This is a genomic window from Leptodesmis sp. (assembly GCF_052746595.1).
The window spans coordinates 1-18,017 of sequence record NZ_JBRAGO010000080.1; the positions used below are offsets into that span (position 1 = coordinate 1).

22 protein-coding genes and 1 pseudogene are annotated in these 18,017 nt (G+C 48.6%); 8 read left to right on the forward strand and 15 right to left on the reverse strand.

From position 1 onward, the window contains the following. Positions 1 to 161 precede the first annotated feature (161 nt). Together ACUVQO_RS16565 and ACUVQO_RS16570 are read right to left on the reverse strand one after the other, a co-directional pair. Complete coding sequence (locus ACUVQO_RS16565; RefSeq protein ID WP_445926952.1) at positions 162 to 722, reverse strand: c-type heme family protein; 561 nt, start codon at positions 720 to 722, stop codon at positions 162 to 164. A gap of 25 nt (positions 723 to 747) precedes the next feature. Continuing rightward, complete coding sequence (locus tag ACUVQO_RS16570) at positions 748 to 999, reverse strand: c-type heme family protein (RefSeq protein WP_445926953.1); 252 nt, start codon at positions 997 to 999, stop codon at positions 748 to 750. 124 nt (positions 1,000 to 1,123) lie between these two features. Here ACUVQO_RS16570 and ACUVQO_RS16575 point away from each other — a divergent pair, with 124 nt between their 5' ends. Beyond that, positions 1,124 to 1,897, forward strand: a complete 774-nt coding sequence (locus tag ACUVQO_RS16575) for a phosphate/phosphite/phosphonate ABC transporter substrate-binding protein (protein WP_445926954.1) — start codon at positions 1,124 to 1,126, stop codon at positions 1,895 to 1,897. Positions 1,898 to 1,973: 76 nt separating this feature from the next. Here ACUVQO_RS16575 and ACUVQO_RS16580 read toward each other — a convergent pair whose 3' ends face one another. Then, positions 1,974 to 3,893 (reverse strand): heavy metal translocating P-type ATPase, encoded by a 1,920-nt coding sequence (locus ACUVQO_RS16580; protein WP_445926955.1) that lies wholly within the window; start codon positions 3,891 to 3,893, stop codon positions 1,974 to 1,976. 179 nt (positions 3,894 to 4,072) lie between these two features. Here ACUVQO_RS16580 and ACUVQO_RS16585 point away from each other — a divergent pair, with 179 nt between their 5' ends. Further along, the gene (locus tag ACUVQO_RS16585) at positions 4,073 to 4,267 is read left to right on the forward strand and encodes a hypothetical protein (protein WP_445926956.1); all 195 of its coding nucleotides are present in this window, start codon (positions 4,073 to 4,075) and stop codon (positions 4,265 to 4,267) included. Further along, positions 4,264 to 5,373 carry a precorrin-8X methylmutase gene (locus tag ACUVQO_RS16590; protein WP_445926957.1) on the forward strand — a complete coding sequence of 370 codons (1,110 nt, stop codon included), beginning with the start codon at positions 4,264 to 4,266 and terminating at the stop codon, positions 5,371 to 5,373. The genes ACUVQO_RS16585 and ACUVQO_RS16590 overlap by 4 nt, the downstream gene beginning before the upstream one ends. Before the next feature lie 44 nt (positions 5,374 to 5,417). Here ACUVQO_RS16590 and ACUVQO_RS16595 read toward each other — a convergent pair whose 3' ends face one another. The 12 genes and pseudogenes from ACUVQO_RS16595 to ACUVQO_RS16650 all read right to left on the reverse strand — a co-directional run bounded on the left by ACUVQO_RS16595 (position 5,418) and on the right by ACUVQO_RS16650 (position 13,739). After that, on the reverse strand, positions 5,418 to 5,585 hold the full coding sequence (locus ACUVQO_RS16595; RefSeq protein WP_445926958.1) for a hypothetical protein: 168 nt from the start codon (positions 5,583 to 5,585) through the stop codon (positions 5,418 to 5,420). Then, complete coding sequence (gene ftnA, locus ACUVQO_RS16600) at positions 5,546 to 6,109, reverse strand: non-heme ferritin (RefSeq protein WP_445926959.1); 564 nt, start codon at positions 6,107 to 6,109, stop codon at positions 5,546 to 5,548. The genes ACUVQO_RS16595 and ftnA overlap by 40 nt, the downstream gene beginning before the upstream one ends. A 74-nt stretch (positions 6,110 to 6,183) precedes the next feature. After that, a complete protein-coding gene (locus ACUVQO_RS16605) occupies positions 6,184 to 6,411 on the reverse strand; it encodes a FeoC-like transcriptional regulator (RefSeq protein WP_445926960.1) in 228 nt (75 codons plus the stop codon). Further along, positions 6,408 to 8,759 (reverse strand): Fe(2+) transporter permease subunit FeoB, encoded by a 2,352-nt coding sequence (gene feoB, locus ACUVQO_RS16610; RefSeq protein WP_445926961.1) that lies wholly within the window; start codon positions 8,757 to 8,759, stop codon positions 6,408 to 6,410. Before feoB ends, ACUVQO_RS16605 begins: the two co-directional genes overlap by 4 nt. Further along, positions 8,756 to 9,025 (reverse strand): FeoA family protein, encoded by a 270-nt coding sequence (locus ACUVQO_RS16615; RefSeq protein WP_445926962.1) that lies wholly within the window; start codon positions 9,023 to 9,025, stop codon positions 8,756 to 8,758. The genes feoB and ACUVQO_RS16615 overlap by 4 nt, the downstream gene beginning before the upstream one ends. Before the next feature lie 72 nt (positions 9,026 to 9,097). Next, positions 9,098 to 9,313 (reverse strand): annotated as a pseudogene (locus tag ACUVQO_RS16620) (FeoA family protein); the annotation flags it as partial. A 608-nt stretch (positions 9,314 to 9,921) separates the two neighbouring features. Further along, complete coding sequence (locus tag ACUVQO_RS16625) at positions 9,922 to 10,272, reverse strand: helix-turn-helix transcriptional regulator (protein ID WP_445926963.1); 351 nt, start codon at positions 10,270 to 10,272, stop codon at positions 9,922 to 9,924. A gap of 26 nt (positions 10,273 to 10,298) precedes the next feature. After that, positions 10,299 to 10,529 carry a helix-turn-helix domain-containing protein gene (locus ACUVQO_RS16630; RefSeq protein ID WP_445926964.1) on the reverse strand — a complete coding sequence of 77 codons (231 nt, stop codon included), beginning with the start codon at positions 10,527 to 10,529 and terminating at the stop codon, positions 10,299 to 10,301. A gap of 272 nt (positions 10,530 to 10,801) precedes the next feature. Beyond that, complete coding sequence (locus ACUVQO_RS16635) at positions 10,802 to 11,554, reverse strand: alpha/beta fold hydrolase (protein ID WP_445926965.1); 753 nt, start codon at positions 11,552 to 11,554, stop codon at positions 10,802 to 10,804. A 41-nt stretch (positions 11,555 to 11,595) separates the two neighbouring features. Further along, positions 11,596 to 11,787 (reverse strand): hypothetical protein, encoded by a 192-nt coding sequence (locus tag ACUVQO_RS16640; RefSeq protein WP_445926966.1) that lies wholly within the window; start codon positions 11,785 to 11,787, stop codon positions 11,596 to 11,598. 5 nt (positions 11,788 to 11,792) lie between these two features. Beyond that, positions 11,793 to 12,305 (reverse strand): flavodoxin FldA, encoded by a 513-nt coding sequence (gene fldA, locus ACUVQO_RS16645; RefSeq protein WP_445926967.1) that lies wholly within the window; start codon positions 12,303 to 12,305, stop codon positions 11,793 to 11,795. 405 nt (positions 12,306 to 12,710) lie between these two features. Continuing rightward, on the reverse strand, positions 12,711 to 13,739 hold the full coding sequence (locus tag ACUVQO_RS16650; protein ID WP_445926968.1) for a chlorophyll a/b binding light-harvesting protein: 1,029 nt from the start codon (positions 13,737 to 13,739) through the stop codon (positions 12,711 to 12,713). Between the two features lie 1,201 nt (positions 13,740 to 14,940). Here ACUVQO_RS16650 and ACUVQO_RS16655 point away from each other — a divergent pair. The 5 genes from ACUVQO_RS16655 to ACUVQO_RS16675 form a co-directional block, all read left to right on the forward strand. Continuing rightward, positions 14,941 to 15,282 carry an HPF/RaiA family ribosome-associated protein gene (locus ACUVQO_RS16655; protein ID WP_445926969.1) on the forward strand — a complete coding sequence of 114 codons (342 nt, stop codon included), beginning with the start codon at positions 14,941 to 14,943 and terminating at the stop codon, positions 15,280 to 15,282. Beyond that, positions 15,242 to 15,673, forward strand: coding sequence for a phosphoribosyltransferase (locus ACUVQO_RS16660; protein WP_445926970.1), 432 nt, complete (start codon positions 15,242 to 15,244; stop codon positions 15,671 to 15,673). Before ACUVQO_RS16655 ends, ACUVQO_RS16660 begins: the two co-directional genes overlap by 41 nt. A 120-nt stretch (positions 15,674 to 15,793) precedes the next feature. Next, positions 15,794 to 16,378 (forward strand): dienelactone hydrolase family protein, encoded by a 585-nt coding sequence (locus tag ACUVQO_RS16665; protein WP_445926971.1) that lies wholly within the window; start codon positions 15,794 to 15,796, stop codon positions 16,376 to 16,378. Between the two features lie 2 nt (positions 16,379 to 16,380). Next, positions 16,381 to 17,436, forward strand: a complete 1,056-nt coding sequence (locus tag ACUVQO_RS16670) for a CapA family protein (protein WP_445926972.1) — start codon at positions 16,381 to 16,383, stop codon at positions 17,434 to 17,436. A 20-nt stretch (positions 17,437 to 17,456) separates the two neighbouring features. After that, on the forward strand, positions 17,457 to 18,017 hold a 561-nt coding region (locus ACUVQO_RS16675; RefSeq protein WP_445926973.1), incomplete at its 3' end, for a pentapeptide repeat-containing protein.

Here is an 18,017-nt window from a genome sequence, read left to right on the forward strand (position 1 = left end):
GAACGGGGAATCTCCTGCTATACGCGAAGCGTTAGCGGGATGAGCGTCAAACAAAACACTTACAGGGCGATCGCGGTAGCCCAATTAAATCGCTTTAGGCACCCCACATCTGCATCAGAAACCCAACATTCCCCTATGATTATGCAAGACTGAATGGCCTTCTACATGTCCTTGCGCTGATTGAGGAGATTCATGGAGATTTGTAGACTCGATTTCATTCGGTTAAAGGCTCCCGCCAGGGAATCAATTTCATCTTGTGATTTCTGCTCAAAGTCGGCATCCATCTGCCCCATACTGACGGCTTCAGCGGTGCGGGCCATCTGGCGCAAGGGCCGAATCACCGATCGCCGCAGCAAGTAATTCAGAACCAAAATCAAGGGTAGGAACACCGCCAGCACAATTCCCATAATTAAAGTCAGTAAGCGACGTGCATTTCCCAGCACTTCTTCGGCAGGAACGGAAACAATCTGAGCGGCAATAATCTCATTTAACTTCCAACCAAAGCCATTGTCTGGGCCGTAAGTAGCAATCAGACTTTTAGGAGCCACATCAGGAGTACTGTGGCATTCCAGACAACTCTCCTTTGTAACCGCCAGAGGACGGGCCGTGTAGAAAATGCGTCCTCCTGGCAGATCGCGAAAGCCAGACAATTCCTTTAACTTCGGATCTCCTTGAAAGCGCTCCACCAGAGACGCTTCAAAGGCATCAGCCTTATCGCGCAAGTTAGTGGGATTCGGAGCCGCTTCTTTATAGAAAAAATTCTCGATAGTTCTCCGATTTCCGCAGATTTTGGAATACTTCTGTAGCAGAGTAGGCAGGGATGGTTTCCGGAATAAAGCTGGGTGAGGTATTTAATTGCGGCTGCAATAGTGGGCCAATGTGAGTACTGGTATAATCCCGCACAGAGCTCATGCTCTGAATCAACATCTGGGCCTTGTCGGCAACTTCAGCCTGAGCGCGATTTTGCAGCACTTGAGAGAGCCAGCCCGCTGAGGGCAAAGCCAGCCAAAAAAATTAGAGCCAGCAGGAGATTAAATTTAGGGCCGAGTTTAAGGTTGTTTAACGGCATAATGGCTACATTGGGGGCTTTCAGATATTTTTAGCGTACTCGATTTCATTTTTGATGAAACGTTGCGATCGTTTCAATCGTTACCTGGAAGAGAAAATGCGCGTGATGGTGCAACTCGAACCTTCCTATAACGAAAGTAAAGCCCTGGAACGGATTAGAGCCAACGCCTGGTCATTAGTGTTTGCGCCTCCTAGCCTGGCTGCTTTAGCCATCAGTCGCCATCAATACACTCCCATCTTTCCATTAGAGGGGGTGAGTAATCTGCGATCGGTCATTGTCGTCAAACAGGACAGTCCTTATCAGGATTTGAAATCTCTGGCCGGTAAGCCCTTCGCGATCGGTCAGATTGGTTCCACCACAGGATACTACTTTCCCATCTATAACTTGTATGGATTAACCCTTGCAGAATTGGTGCTCTGTCCCACCCCTAAAGCTGTAGTGGAAGCGATCGCCAGTGGTAAAGCGGAAGCCGGAGCTTTATCGGTGGAAGAATTAAATACCCTGCGGCCCCAAATCAGTACCACCAACTTTCGAATACTCTTTACCGATCAACACAGAGTTCCGCCTGGAGTGGTGCTGCTCAGTCCCACCATTGATTTGAACATGCAGGAATCCTTGCGGCGTGTGATCGCAAATACTCCCTCGCAAATTGCCAGTGAAGTGGGTTTAGTCCCTGCAGGAACGTTGCCCGACTATAAGTACATGATCTCTGTCGTGGAACGGGTGAACTCGATTTTTCCCGCCGAGCAGTTACAAGATGGTGCCTCTCTTCTGACTCAAAAGCCCGTACGGTTATTCCAAGGCAATGCAGCCCCTCCCACCAATTGAACTGGATGACTTGTGTGGTTTTTAGTCAGGGGGGACGATCGCATCTTGAAACTATCGGCGTGAGGCAACAGGTTGGTTATCCTCTTAGCAAGCGCAATCCACTCAAAATCACCAGGATAGTTGAGCCTTCATGTCCAATTACCCCCAGGGGTAATGTGATATTACCAATAAAATTGGTTGTGATCAGGAGCAGGATAAAACTGAGTGCAAACCCAATATTTTGTTTAATAATCGCCTGAGAACGCTGTCCCAAACGAATCGCGGTGGCAATTTTTTCCAGACGATCGGTCATCAACACAATATCTGCGGTTTCCAACGCTACATCACTTCCAGCAACTCCCATTGCAATCCCAACTGTAGCTTGAGCTAGTGCAGGTGCATCATTGATTCCATCTCCTACCATCGCAACCATTTTGTATTGTTGCTGTAGGTATTGAATAATCTTAAGTTTCTCCTCGGGTAGTAGTTCGGCATAGACGCGATCGATGCCAATAGACTGAGCCACGCTGTTTGCAGTTTGTTGATTGTCGCCTGTGAGCATGATAATTGCTTCAATTCCCATACGTTTGAGATGAGCGATCGCGGCAGTTGCTTCTGGTCGAATTGTATCGGCGATTGCAATGAGTCCCAATATCTTGCCAGCTTCAGCCACCCAAACCACTGTTTTGCCCGCTTGTTCCAGCTGATCCGTCAGGGATAACAGATCGGCTGGCACCGTTTGAACGGTGGCCTGGACAAAGGTTGCTTTGCCAACGCAAACGGGCGTGTCGCCTTTGAGTCCCATAATTCCCCGTCCTGGCTGTGCCTGGATAGAGGTCAAGGATAGAGGCGTTGTCGCCAGGGCTTGGGTAGCATACTGGCAAATTGCCTGACCAACGGGATGTTCTGAATGAATTTCCAGGGCAGCAGCAAGCTCGAGAAGGTCTGCCTCTGTGTATCCCCTGGCTGGAATCACTTTGTCAACCTGGGGATTTCCTGTGGTCAAGGTTCCTGTTTTGTCGAAAGCGATCGCCCGCACCTTGCCAATCAACTCCAACTGGGCACCGCTTTTGAATAAAATACCCTGTCGTGCTCCATTGGCAATGCCAGAAAGCAAGGTGGGCATAATGGCTGCTACCAGGGCGCAAGGTGAAGCCACAACAAGAAAAATTAAGGCCCGGTAGATAGTCGTTTCCCAACTCCATTGCCAAACAAAGGGCGGCAGAATCGCCAGCAGAACCCCGACCAAAACCACCACACGGGCATAGCCCCGTTCAAAGCGTTCAATGAATTGCTGCGATTTTGGCTTTTCGGTCTGTGCCTGTTCCACAACGCGAATGATACGTTGCAGCAGACTGCTTTCAGGGGGTTGATGCACCTTCAGCAGTAAGGCACCGTAGCCATTTAATGTTCCGGCAAAGACCTCATCCCCAATCGTTTTCTCCACGGGCAACGATTCCCCTGTAATGGTGGCTTCATTCAGAGTGGTTTCCCCCTCTAGAATCACCGCATCGGTTGGAATCAGTTCTCCTGGTTTGACGCGAATGCGATCGCCGACCTGTAGTTCTGCAACGGGGATCAATTGTTCCTGCCCACCGACTACAACTCTTGCCGTATCCGTTGTCAGGCTCATCAAACTGCGAATGCTGTGTTCCGTTCGCTGCATCGCATAGCCCTCCAACGCCCCACTGATGGCAAAAATCAAGATCAGCACGGCTCCATCTACAATCAAGTAGTATTCCCGCCGCCATAAACCCAGAAAAGCGGCTCCCAGGGCTGCCACAATCATCAATAGATCCACATCTAGTTCTTTTTCCTGGAGTAAGGTGGTCAATCCTTCCTGGGCACTGGCAAACCCACCGATGACATAGGCTGCAGGGAAGAGCAGCAGGGCCAATCCCAGGCAGTTGAACTGCAACGCGCTCCAGCCTAGAAGCACGAGTATTCCACATAACAAAGCTGCCAGTGCATCCGGATGATCCGTGGCCAATCGAGTTAGACGAGCAGGGTAGAGCATGGGTACAATCCAAAACACCTGCTCTCAGGCTAAACCTTGACATCAATGTCAATGTCAAGCAGTAGATGCGCTACAGTAGGAAAACAATGAATACCCTGGATGCGATCGCCATGCTTTCCACCACAACTGCAAAAAACTGCCTATTATGCTTTAGCATCCCCTGATGAGCAGAATCGGTTTTGGATACCCGAAATGCAGCTTTTCTGGGGGCTTGGCCAGGGAAACGGGATCACCGAGAAGGTTACCGGTTACGCTGGTGGGACGACCAGGGAAGTTTGTTGCTATGGGACACCGAACAAATTGAGCAGGAACATCAGCGAGTCGAACGCCTGACTGCCCAGCTTCGAGCCGCCGGGATTGAACCAGAATTATGACCGTTGTCTATTTAACCATCAAAGAACTGACTGATGCCGTTGGGGGCAGGATTACCCCTCGCATGGTGCGGCACTACCACCAGTTGGGCTTGCTGCCGCAACCTGCGCGATCGCCCGGAAATTATCGGCTCTACACCGAATCGGATGTGCAACGACTGAAGCGCATTGTTGCCCTGAAACAGCAGGGGTTTCAGTTGGCGCATATTCAAAAACTGCTGGAAACGGATACCGCCGAGGATGCGCCAAACACACTACTGGCGCAACTGCATCGACAGTATCAAATGGTGATTCAGCAAATTACCCAACTCCGACAGACGGCATCTGCATTGGAACGACTGTTGGGACGCGATCGCGCCTGTCAAGCCACTCAGGCAGAGGTGCTGGCCAACTTAAAACAGCTAGAGGCGCAGACTCAAACGCACCTGAATCAGTTTGAAGCCTTGTGGAATGGTATCGATGCCGAAGTTCACACTCACCCGGAATCCTTTCAGGAATCGCTGCAAGGGTTATTGCCAGACTTGAGCGATCGCTCCGAGATTGAGGTCGATCTGCTCTCTCAGTTGTTGCTGGCCTGTGGCGATGTGAGTCTGATCCCATTTGTGCAAGTGGGGAAAGGGGCGATCGCTGCCAGTCGAACAGCCCTGCAAGCAAGCTGTTCAATTGTTGCAGATGTACCCGTCATAGCCGCCGCCCTGGATCAACCTCGTTTACGCCATCTGGGATGTGAAACCATCACCCTGATCGATAATCCCCATATCACAACGGCACGGGATGCCGAGTCAGCATTCTGGCAACAGCACATATGGAAAGAACGGTTGAGCCAGTGTCCCAGGGGGTGCATTCTGGTGATCGGCTACGCTCCCTCGATGTTGCTGGCAGTATGTCAGGCGATTCAGCAGCAAGCCATTCAGCCTGCCCTGGTGATTGGGATGCCGATCGGGTTTAGCCATGCGCCGCTTGCCAAACGCCAACTCATGCGATCGGGGGTGCCGTTTATCACGATCGACGGTGCACCGGGGGGAGGGCTGCTGGCAGCGACAGCCCTGAATGCGTTAGCGGCGTCGCTCGTTGCCAAGCCTGACTGTCATTGCTATCTGACAACCTAAGGACTGTTACGATACCTTTCTTATCAGTAGTCACACGAAATAAATTACACAGCAGTCAGAATTGAGGCCGCTCTGGCAGGATCATGGGTAACCAGCAAGACGAGGGCTGCATGACGTTTCTCCGATTCCACAATGTTGACAAAGGGACGGATCGGCCCAAACTTACCCAAAATCAAGCGATAGGTTGCCCGTGCTTTGTATTCATCTGCCAATGCTGGTGACGTCGATGTGGCTTCCTTGCCTTGGTGGCAGCCAGGCTACCAATTTCGCGATCGATAAAAAATAGTCCCTGCCCTTCTGTACCAATCAGTTTGATCTTGTCGAGAATGCTCTTAAACAAAAACTCTTCCTGGTGTTGTTCTGAGACATACCATTGCAGAAATTGCAGGGTGGAATAATCAGGTTCTGTATTTGCCAGATGAACAAGACTATTAATTTTGCCAGTAATGAACTGCTCATGGGCATAAATTTCTTCAAACATTGCTTGCAAAGAATTGAATTCCTTCGGCGGTGCGTCCATACTACCGATAATGGCAAGCGCTCCTGTTTCTTGCAGGTAGCTGATCAGCCGTCGCATGTGCATCATTTCTTCATCGGCGTGTTGGTTCAGGAAGGTAGCACAACCATCCAGAGCTTTGTAGGCACACCAGGAACTCATTTGCAGATAAAGATGAGAGGAAAACATTTCCAGGTTGATTTGTTCATTCAACCGATCGATCATGGCTTGAGACAGCATAGCAACATCCTTTTTATTACTTAGTCATTACTAAACCATATAACGAGGAGGTCAAGATGAAGGACTTAGATTCTTTATGTGGAATCGGAATTCACCCACTCGTACAGTTCCAGACTCTCTGGCGCACAGCTATGACAACTACCGCATTGTTTGCCTGCCAGTTTACGCACTCGTCCTTTACGAATCAGTAGATTCAGCATACCTCGCAAAGCATCTGCATCGGTTTGAAACTGACAGACAAGCTCTTCCAGAGACGTTTGGGAATGGGTGCGGAGGTAGGTTTGGAGTTGTTGCAAAATCATTGATTGACTAAGACCTTTTGACGATTTGAACTCTGGGGTAGAATGCGACGGCGATCGCTAAACCATTTCAACCCCACCAGGGTTGCGACCATGAATAGAGCCAGACCCACCAACCACGCGATCGTGCTGCCAGGATGCTGGTTAAACGTCATGAACTGGTAGTAGAACACCGCCACCCAATAAGCCAACCCAGTCGTCCAGGCTCCCACAAAAGCCGTCCAGCCCAAGTTGGTTTCGCGGTAGACGGCTGCTATGGCGGAGACACAGGGGAAGTAGAGCAATACGAAGAGCAGGAAAGCGATCGCTGCAGTGGTGCTACCAAATCGGGTCGCCATTTGTCCAAAGGTGGTGTAATGCACTTCTTGTACTTCCGCCGCCGCTTTCTGGTCGCCAGTGTCATTCAAAATACTGAGTCCAAGCGGGTCAAGAATACTGTCTGTCAGTTTTGCCAGGTTGGTTGGGATACTGGCAAATGCCTTGCCAATGCCGCCCCAAAAATCGAACGGTTCTTCTTCGTTGCTGGTGCCGGATGCCTGTTCTGCCAGTTGGGTATAAAGGGAGTCCATCGTGCCGACCATGACTTCCTTGGCAAATACTCCGGTCATTAGCCCCACTGTCGCAGGCCAATTTTCCGACTGAATTCCCATTGGGGTGAATACGGGGGTAATGGTGCGGCTGAAGGCACTCAGAATCGAATCCTGACTATTCTGTTTGCCAAAGGAACCGTCCATGCCAACAGAGTTGATTAAGCCTAAAATCAACACCATCACCACAATCACCCGTCCAGCTTTGGTAATGAATGCTTTGAGCCGATCCCAGGCACGAATCAACACGCCCTTAACCGTAGGAATGTGATACGGCGGCAGTTCCATCACAAAGGGCGCGGCATCGCCCCGGAACAGGGTTTTCTTCATCACCAGTCCGGTAAAGACGGCTGCCAGAATGCCCAGGATATAAAGCAGGAAAACGATATTTTGACCGTTGGTGGGGAAGAAAGCCGCGCAAAAAAGAGCATAGACCGGCAGACGGGCACCACAAGACATAAACGGATTCATCAAGATCGTCATCAAGCGATCGCGCCGATTTTCCAGTGTCCGGGTTGCCATAATGCCCGGAATATTGCAACCAAATCCCACCATCATCGGCACAAAAGATTTTCCCGGCAGACCGACAAACCGCATCAGCCGATCCATGACAAATGCTGCCCGTGCCATGTAGCCAGAGTCTTCCAGAATTGCCAGGAAGATGAATAGCAGACCAATTTGAGGAATAAAGGTAGCCGTGGTTTGAATTCCGCCCCCAACACCATCTGCCAATAATCCAGTCAACCATCCAGGAGCATTCATCTGTTGGAGTAAATGGGCTGTTCCACCGACAAAAATAGTGCCTACGCCAATGTCAAAGAAATCAATAAACGCACCCCCCAAATTGATGGCAATGAGAAACATGAGATACATCACCACTAAAAAGATGGGAATTCCCAGCCACCGATTCAGCACGACACGATCGATACGATCGGAGATCGTTTGTTTCACAATATGAGTTCGTTCACTCACCCCCTGAATAATGTGTCGAATCCAGGTGTAGCGGCTGTCTGCAATCAGTAAATCGGTATCTTCTCCCAGAGTTTGATGGATGCGATGCCGATGCTCGGTAATCCGTCGGAGGGTATCCTGCCCCAAATCTGGGAGGTGGCGATCGTCATACTGCAACAGGTTCAACGCAAACCAGCGAATGTGAGCAGGATTGGCGATCGCTCGCGTTTGCAGCACTGGAATTAAATCAGCCAGAGCCTCCTCAATTACTGGAGGATAAGCCACATAGGTGCTGGGAATTGTGGAATGGATCAAAGCCTGATGAATCGCCTCTTTTAACTGCGGCACACCTTTTCCGGTATGGGCAGAGAGGGGAACGACCGGACAGCCCAGACGTTCAGATAGTAGGCGGGAATCAATGCGAATTTCCCGTTTCTCCGCTAGATCCATCATGTTGAGGGCGATGATGATCGGCACGCCCATCTCCAGAATCTGAGTGGTGAGATAGAGATTCCGCTCCAGATTAGAAGCATCCACGATATTAACGATGACATTCGCCTCACCGGATAGCAGGTAATCCCGCGCTACCAGTTCATCCAGCCCCGTCGTCATATCTTCGGCATCCACCGAATAGACACCGGGCAAGTCCACCACTGTGATGATCTGCTCCTGGTAGCGATAGTTGCCTTCTTTCCGTTCGACCGTCACACCGGGCCAGTTGCCCACCCGCTGATTGGCTCCAGTTAAGGCATTAAACAGCGTGGTTTTACCACAGTTGGGATTGCCGACCAATCCAATCGTTGCTTGCATCATGATGCTTCTCCGGTAATGGGCGTGACAATCAGGGCATCGGCTTCATCTTTTCGCAGACTCAGGTGAAAGTCGCGCACTTCAATTTCCGTTGGGTCGCCCAGGGGAGCATGGCGCGTCACCCGCAGTTCCGTACCGGGCGTTAACCCCATTGCCAGGAGCTTGCGCTTGTAATCTCGTGCGGTGGGTTCATAGCCGATCACGCGCAAGACGGAGCCGATCGCGGTATCTCGCAGTTTGACCATGGGCACCTGAGAAGTAGTTTGCATGGTTGTTGTCCTTATTGCAGAAAGACTCTGTCGCTCACCTGATGGTGTTGCCGCATCGATGACCTGAATTCGTTGTGCTATCTCCGCGCCTAGTCCCAATCGTTGGTCTTGCAGGGCTACAATGACCGAACCTGTATTACTGCAACTAATTATCTCCAGGATCGCATCTGGTATTAACCCCATTCCCATTAGACGATTGTTGGAGTCGCCACAGTTAAGAGAAATGATGCGGACACGATTTCCCGGTCGCTGACTAGATAAAGGCAGAATTGCTGGGTTGAGAAAAATGTCCTACCCCGTTGAGAAGCGATCGCCCTCTAATCCATCCTCCCAGTGATGATTCAATTCACTGAAATAAACAAACCCTTGCCAACTAGAAGCCGTTAAAGCTTCTAGGCTATATCTCATTAGGTCATCTTCCCCGGTCATTTGGAGCTTTCTCCCGAACAATGCTTACCGCAAAATTATCTCAAATACTTGAGATGAGATCACATTCAATCAAGGATTCTTAAACATCTCTTAAACATAATTTAAACATTTCTTAAATATTACTAAGAGATTGAGTTGCAGAACTGGCTAACTGATATAGTTGATATGTTAGAAAGCCAAGCTTTTGAATAAAGGCTTTTTAAGAAGAAGCTCCTTTTTAATCTTCTTAAACCTTCTTTGAGTTTATTTTTAACTTTATTTTTATATTAAAAATCAGCAAGCCAAGACATGAAAACAAATCCAAAAAGCCCCAGCTATCCAGCCAAAATGCTATCTCTGAACTGCATGGTCTGGGTAATACTGGAGATAGTCTCAAAAGTATATCTCTTAGGTTACTGACTTTATCATACAGTAAGGTAGAAAATTTTTGCTTGCTTGAAACGGATCAAATCCAGGTATAGATGCACTTAGATCTTTGCTCTGCAACGACTTGGACTAATTCCAAAGAACTTCTTAAATGCAGTGCTAAAGGCACTCAAGCTGGTATAACCTACCTGACTGGCAACTTCAGTAACCTTTAGATCGCTGGAGATCAGTAGTTCATAGGCTATTTGCATCCATCGCTGATGCAAATAGCCAAAAACAATTGTACCAAAAATCTGGCGAAACCCTGACTTCAGCTTGTAATCATTCAATCCAACCTGCTTTGCCAATTCCAGTAATGAAGGCGGATTTTCCAGATCCTGTCGCAAGATTGCTTGTGCCTGGTAAAGGCGCTCAAGGTCGGATTGGCGGAGGTTGAGAGGACGAGGTGACATGAATGCTGTATTTCTTGGATACCCACTTACAAGCAAAGGATCAGATTGCATTGAGATCGCTCAATCTTTCCCTGTCGCTCCATCTGGTTTAGTAAGCGAGTCACACTCACCCGCGTTGAACCGATCGTGTCTGCCAAATCTTGATGCGTTAACCGCAAATCGAGTCGTGTTCCAGTGGCAATAGGCTGCTCAAACTGATCTGGAAGCCATAGCAATAGATGAAGTAACCGATCGGAGATCGAAGGTTGATGAATCATCTTCAATAATTCCTGACTTTTCCAAACATGAACCAACAATGCTTTTGGGAGATAACCACTCTCTGGCGGAAGTTCGCTGACCTGCACCGATGTCAAGTATTCTGCTTGATCTAGTTTCGTACAAGATAAAGATTGACCCACAACATCTCCTTTATAGGCATAGACTGTACATTTCAAGCGATAGTCTCTTGTGAAAAATACACAACGGCTATAGTGAACTTGATAAAGTCGTTTTAGGGGGATGATGCCATCCTGCAATGATTTGAAGGAATTCAGGCACTTATGTTGACTGATTCTAAGCCAACCGTTGCAGCCTGACAGGATGGCTGTGCATGCCAGAAAGCAACGATTTGCTTGCTCACCTGTGTTGGATAGAAGTAGTGAAAGAAATGACGTCCATCAGGGCATTGCCAGAGGCGATCGCCCTCCTTTAACCAGGGTTGCCATCCCTGCAACAAATTCGGATCAACCACAACATCATTCTGACTACCGCAAACCATCAGGGGAACCGATACCCCACCCGGAAAGAAACTCACTCGTCGATAAAGAGTATGAGGCGACAGAGAGCTTCTAAGATCTCGTTCCAATACTTGTAGGAGATCTCGTTTGATAGAACGAGATTGGTGCCCAAACAAATGATAAACGGTCTGCATTAACAGTGTTTCACGGGAGCAAGGAAGGAACTGAAACTGGGTGTAATAATGAGCATGCCAATCCACTGCCGGATGGACACCAACAGAGAGGAGGGTGAGTGAACGTACCCGCTCTGGATGACGACGAGCATAGAGCAATCCTAGTAAACCACTGGTACCATGCCCCAGTAAATGGATAGGGCGATCATGATGTTTCAGGTAGTCATGCAGTAACACCAGGGCAATTTCTAAAGACATTGGCTCATCTTGAGTCTGGCAATATTGCCACTGGGCGATCGCTATATGTCGAGATAGAGCATCCAACAATGGGCGATCAAGCTTTTCTAAGGCAGGGCTAACATTTAGCCAGAGTGCATGGGGTAATGTAGACATAGGAAATGATAGAAGAAAAAACGTATAACTAAAAGAGGCACTTAGCGAGCATTGACTGCGACTGTTGCTAGCATTGTGGTCAGACTAAACATGGCTAATCGACCACTCCAGATTTCAATTCGCATGATCAAGCTAGGAGGCACCACCTCAGGTTCTTCGGATGATTCCAGAATGATTCCGTCATCGCTCTGTGGGTGACGTTCATTTAAATCAGAGGGTTGCAACTGTTGCATATCTTCTACACTCCAAACTCCTGTTTCAATTGAGCCACCCAGGTTTTAATGCGCGTATCTGTCAAATCAGACTGATTATCTTCATCGATCGCCAGCCCCACAAATCTGCCATTTTTCACGGCTTTCGACTCACTATGTTCATAACCATCAGTTGGCCAATACCCCACCGTTTTGCCGCCCAGCGATGCAATCTTTTCTTCCAAAATGCCCATCGCATCCTGAAAATTGTCAGCATAACCAATCTGATCACCAGCACCAAAATACGCTACCTTCTTACCACTGAAATTAATGCTATCTAGCTGATCATAAAATCCTTCCCAGTCGCTTTGCAGTTCCCCAATATTCCAGGTAGGACAGCCAATGATCAAATACTCATACTGCTTAAAGTCATCTGCATTAGCAGCAGAGATGTCATATAGATCCACCACGCTGTCACCCCCAAATTCTTTCTGGATTAACTCAGCAGCGGTTTGAGTATTACCCGTTTGAGTGCCATAGAATAGACCAATCTTCACCATTTTTTCTCCTCAATTCATTGCGTCAAATGTGCGTATGTTCTCTTGTATCAACAGACCAGGAAAGAAATGAACAAACCCTTATACAGACTTCGGTAGAAACTGTTTGGGATATCGTGGAATGTAAATCCATAGTGGGCGATCGAGCTTAGAAGAATATTCATCAGAAGCCGTATCCCTGTCACAACTTCCAGACAACTTTGGCATGATTTGACGACAATCAAGACAATACCAATACAGTCCTTGTTGACTGATATGTCTCAATAATTTTCCGGAACAGCAAGGACAATTCATTGGAAGATGAAAAAGTGAAAAAGTGGAGAGGTGAAGGAGAGAGGAAGATGTAATAGCATCAGACTGACCTTTTGCTCTGCTTCTCTCCCCCATCACTCCATCACATATCTAAAATCAGGCTTCTACAGAGTCCAACGCTCGTTCTACCCGTCGGAAATCAAATCCCATTGCACGGAGCGCGTGCCACAGATGCCCCTGCAGGAAGAAGAATGCCAGGAAGAAATGAGCATTGGCTAACCAGGCACGAGACGTATGAGCACCCATCGGCAGCTTGACCGTATCCGCAAAGTAGGGAGCAATTCCCAATTTGACTTCTAATGGTGCACCATAAAACTCAACCGGATAAGCCAGCGTGTTGACAGCACAGAAGTAAGCCGCCACAAATCCGGCAAGTGCAATACCACCCAACGAGTAAGAGAGAATCGCTTCCCCCGAAAAGATCAGCACCTTCTTTGCCCACTTGAGTGGCGGCACCAAAATATGCCAGATGCCACCAGCAATCAGCATCACACCGACATAAATATGTCCACCCACTAGGTCTTCTAAATTATCGATACTGGCAAAGTGCGTTTGGTAGCCATAAATAACAGCTGGATTCAGAGTTGGCTGCGTCACCACCCGAACTGTTTGACTGGCGGTATCATAAAGCCCACCCCAGTACATAGCCTTGGCAACCAGCAGCAATGCACCAACTCCTAAGAAGATCAGATGATGCCCCAAAATCAAGCCTAACTGCCTAGGGTCATTCCACTCAAAATGGAACTTTTTCGCCTGTCCTGATGCCGTTTTCAAGTCTTCAGGCACCTTGAAAGTGTGGAACAATGCTCCTGCACCCAGCACCGCAGAGGCAACTAAATGTACTGCTCCCACTACAAAATAGGGGTAGGTATCAATCACCTGTCCGCCATCGCCCACACCCAGCCCTAGGGTTGCCAGGTGAGGCAAGAGAATCAGTCCCTGCTGACCCATTGGACGAGTGGAATCAAACCAGGAAGTTTCAAACAGTGTGAATGCGCCTGCCCAAAAGGCGATCAAAGCAGCTTGAGCCACATGAGCGGCAATGAATAAGCCAGAGAAATTGGCAAAGCGAGCGTTTCCTGCCCACCAGCCATATTTGACCGATGGATTGTCATAAGTCTGCATAGATGAATCCGTAGGTAAAAACTGCCTTCAACTGAGAAAGATTAGCAATAATCTTTCAGAAGTTAGTTTAGAATCTTTCTCAACAAGATGAGGTTAAGTATTGTTAAGTAACTTCAGACAGTCCTGTAGACAGGCACTCTTAGAAGCTATGCAGCCCTGTAGTCAAAAAAGCTTAGCCTTCATACCAGTTATTTAGCCTTATCTTAATAACCGTAACGCGATCCAAGACCCGCGAAAGAATAGTGTGCCTTTACTAGCAAAATTTTTCATTAAGTTGCATGACACTACTATTTCATTTTTAATCAGAAAAACTTTCATTTATTTAACCAGCCTTCCTGAAGGAGGTCGTAGCGAAATCAGTCTATTTCGCTACGATAGGAAAAACAATACAGAAGCTTGGTGAGATTCTAATAGCGATATGTATTGTCACTGTTCCATTGCTGCTGTTCTCGATTGTGACAACTACACTAATTGGGAAACGGATTGCCCGATGGTAAGTTCGGTGGAACTCCAGATAGCAATCGAAAGTACCCTAAAAAATAGTCCTGGCTTGTGTTAATATATAAGTGGGATCGGAGCTTCCCAAGATATAGATTAAAGCAGCAACACTCAGGAGCTATGGCGCGTATAGTAAAGAGTAATGCTGGGCGAGGCTCTGAAGGAAAAGCGACTATATCAGTTGGTAAAGCAACGATACCGTACTGGTGAGTTCGCGAGGAGGTAAGGTTGAATCCCACACTAAGTTAATACTGTGAGGAAAAGGTGCAAACTTAGTTTCCTCGCAGTATTTTTAAGCTTTGTTTTACAGGTATCAGGTGTTCTTTACTTTTTAGCTGGAGTATTCTGCAACCCGGTTGATTTATTTAAACCTTGTCCAAGTCCAAAACTATAGCCTTTCTTATGGGAAAATATGGGAAGATGCCTGTTCTCTAACTGGGCTTAGTTTAGTTTACATCTTCCTCACAAAATCCTCACAACTCTTGCCTGAGATGCAGGATAGGAGGTGAGGCTTTATGACTAGGGCCATAACCCGTCAACAGCAACAAAACTTTAAATCTAAATGACAGAAACGATCGCACTTCTCGACTGACACAGGATCTTCGGAAGCAACACGAGCTAAATCTTGGGCGGCGTACATTCAAGAGCTACGCCATGAGTGGGAAGACACGCCTTAAAGACAAAGACATAAAAGGGAGGGTTTATGCAGCTTAACCCACAAATTACCTTTCGAGGTATTTCGTCGTCAGCGGCGATCGATACTAACCTGCGTAATCATATTGACAAGCTGGAAGAGTTCTACGATCGCATTATGAATTGTCGGGTGATGGTGGAAACCTCGCATCGGCATCATCAAGGAAACCTTTACCATATCCGCATTGACCTGACTGTACCTGATGGAGAGTTGGTGGTGAATCGAGATCCCCCAGAACACCAGCAAAGTGAGGATATTTATGTGGCGATTCGGGATGCCTTTAATGCGGCTGAACGGGAGTTAAAGGACTATGCTCAACGTCAGCGAGGGTTGGTTAGGAATTCCTGGTAAAACGATCGATGAAGTAGCGGCCAAGGAGTTGAAGGAATTACAACGTCGCGATCGGGCCTATCGGGGCGATCGTCCGCAACCAGAGATCCGCGATCGCACAGTAATTCTGGTCGATGATGGTATTGCTACCGGAGCCACCATCCAGGCCGCGATTGCGGTGATCAAATCTCAACAACCCGCCCGACTGATTGTGGCCACTCCCGTAGCCCCACCCTCTACCTGTGAAGAACTCAAAGCTGAAGTCGATGAAGTTGTCTGTTTGATGACCCCTGAATTGTTCTATGCGATCGGCCTCTGGTACGAAGAGTTCTCCCAAACCACAGATGACGAAGTGCGCGAACTATTAGCCAGACCAACCACCCGTCAGCAACACTCTTTCACTTCTGTATGAGGCCAACAATATGTCTAGAATCTCTACTGAGAATGTCCGGGAGCATTTCGTTTCCGTTTCCGCAGACTCGGTTCAGTTAGAGGGCAATCTGGTGATTCCAGCTGGCGCCCAGAGGGAGTTGTGTTATTCGCGCATGGCAGTGGCAGCAGTCGTCATAGTCCCCGCAATCGCTATGTCGCCAGTGTATTGCAGCAGGCCAGATTGGCGACCCTGTTGCTGGACTTGCTGACGGCTGAAGAAGAAGAGATCGATTTGCGTACCCGACAACTCCGGTTTGATATTGGTCTATTGGCTGCCCGACTGGTTGGAGCGACAGACTGGCTCTGCCACACTCCTGCAACCCGATCCTTCAGGATTGGCTACTTTGGAGCCAGTACGGGCAGTGCAGCGGCTTTAATCGCAGCCACCCAACGTCCAGAGGTGGTGAGCGCGATCGTCTCCCGAGGCGGTCGTCCCGATCTGGCGGGTGCGGTACTTCCCCAGGTGAAAGCTCCCACTTTACTGATTGTCGGCGGCCATGATTTTCCCGTGATTACGATGAATGAAGATGCCCTAGCCCAACTGCATCACGCGGCAGCCAAACGGCTGGAAATCGTTCCCAGAGCTACCCATTTGTTTGAAGAACCCGGTACGCTGGAGCAGGTCGCCATACTCGCCAGTCAGTGGTTCCAGCGCTACCTGATACCACACAATCAAGGTGGGTGAGTATGACAGACGTTGTGACCTTAGCGCTGGTCGGGGATGTCATGTTGGGCCGAGGGGTGAGTGAGGAAATCCTGAGACACCGATCGAAGGACAAGGCATTCACACCGGGATCCGTTTGGGGGGATGTCTTACCAATTCTCAAAGAAGCTGATCTGGCGATCGCCAACCTGGAATGTGCCATTACTCACCAGACTCAACAATGCCGCAAAACCGCCAAATTGCTTCACCTTCGGGCCGATCCAGTCGCGGTTGAGGTGCTGCAGGCGGCCAACGTTCGCTGTGTCAGTCTCGCCAATAATCATAGTTTGGATTTTGATGATCAGGGCTTGCTGGATACACTTGATTATCTGGATGCCGCCAAGATTCACCATGCTGGGGCAGGACGGAATCTGCAGCAGGCAATCGCCCCAGCTATCATTCCCCTGGCCGATCTTTGCCTGGGGTTCATTGCCCTCACCGATAATGAAAAGACGTTTGCGGCTGAACCTGATCGTCCTGGCACGTACTACCTGGAGATCGCTCCCAGACCGGAAGTACTGGCGATCGTTCAGAACAGTGTAGACCAGGCCCGTCAAGCGGGTGCGAATTTTGTGATTCTGTCTGCCCACTGGGGGCCGAATATGGTGCTCTCTCCTCCTCGGCACTTTCGAGCGTTTGCCCACGCCGCAATTGATTGTGGAGTGGATTTATTTTACGGACATTCTGCCCATCTGGTGCAGGCGGTTGAATGCTATCATCATCGCCTCATTTTGTACGATACAGGTGATTTCTTGGATGACTATATGGTTGATCCGTACCTGCACAATGATTGGTCGTTTGTATTTTTAGTCAATATAAAAAGGAGTGAATTACACAGCCTGAAATTAATTCCCGTGCGGTTGCACTATGCACGGGTTGAACGAGCCAAGGATGAGGAGTTTACGGCTATCTGTGCGCGGATGCGATCGCTCTGCGCGGAATTCAAAACCCCCCTTGTGGACATTCCAGAAGGGCTAGAAATCGCGCCCATCAGTCAAGATAATTCATGGGTTCGCGGATCGATCCAGTTTACCGAATAAACTTCAAGAGGAGGGAACGTATGAATACCTTTAAATCTGTCGATCAAATCGAGCTACGCTCACTGGATCGCCACGAATTGCTGGATCGCTATGCCGCGGGAGAAAGAGATTTTAGTGACAGCCTGTTAACTGGTATGGATCTCAGTGGAGTTAATCTGAGTGGCGCAGATTTCGCTCGCTGCGAACTCAGGGGTGCTAATTTGACGCATACCATCTTGAATACGACTAATCTCAGCGAAGCTAATTTAACTGAGGCGAATCTTTCTCAGGCTAATCTCTTTGGGGCTTTCGTCAGTGATGCCAATCTGAGTCAAGCTGTCCTCAAGGCGGCTAATTTAATCGAAGCTGATTTCAGTGGTGCCTTGCTAGTGAATGCAGACTTGAGCGACGCACTCCTGCATCTAACCTGCTTATCAGAAGCCAATTTAACGGGAGCGAATTTAACAGGGGTCAAGATGTGCGGTGCCAGGCTATGGAAAGCCAACCTGACTGAAGCTAACTTGCAGGGAGCAGATTTGTGTGATGCCAACCTGTGCGAGGCGAATTTATGGGGAGCTGACTTAACAGACGCAGATACCAGT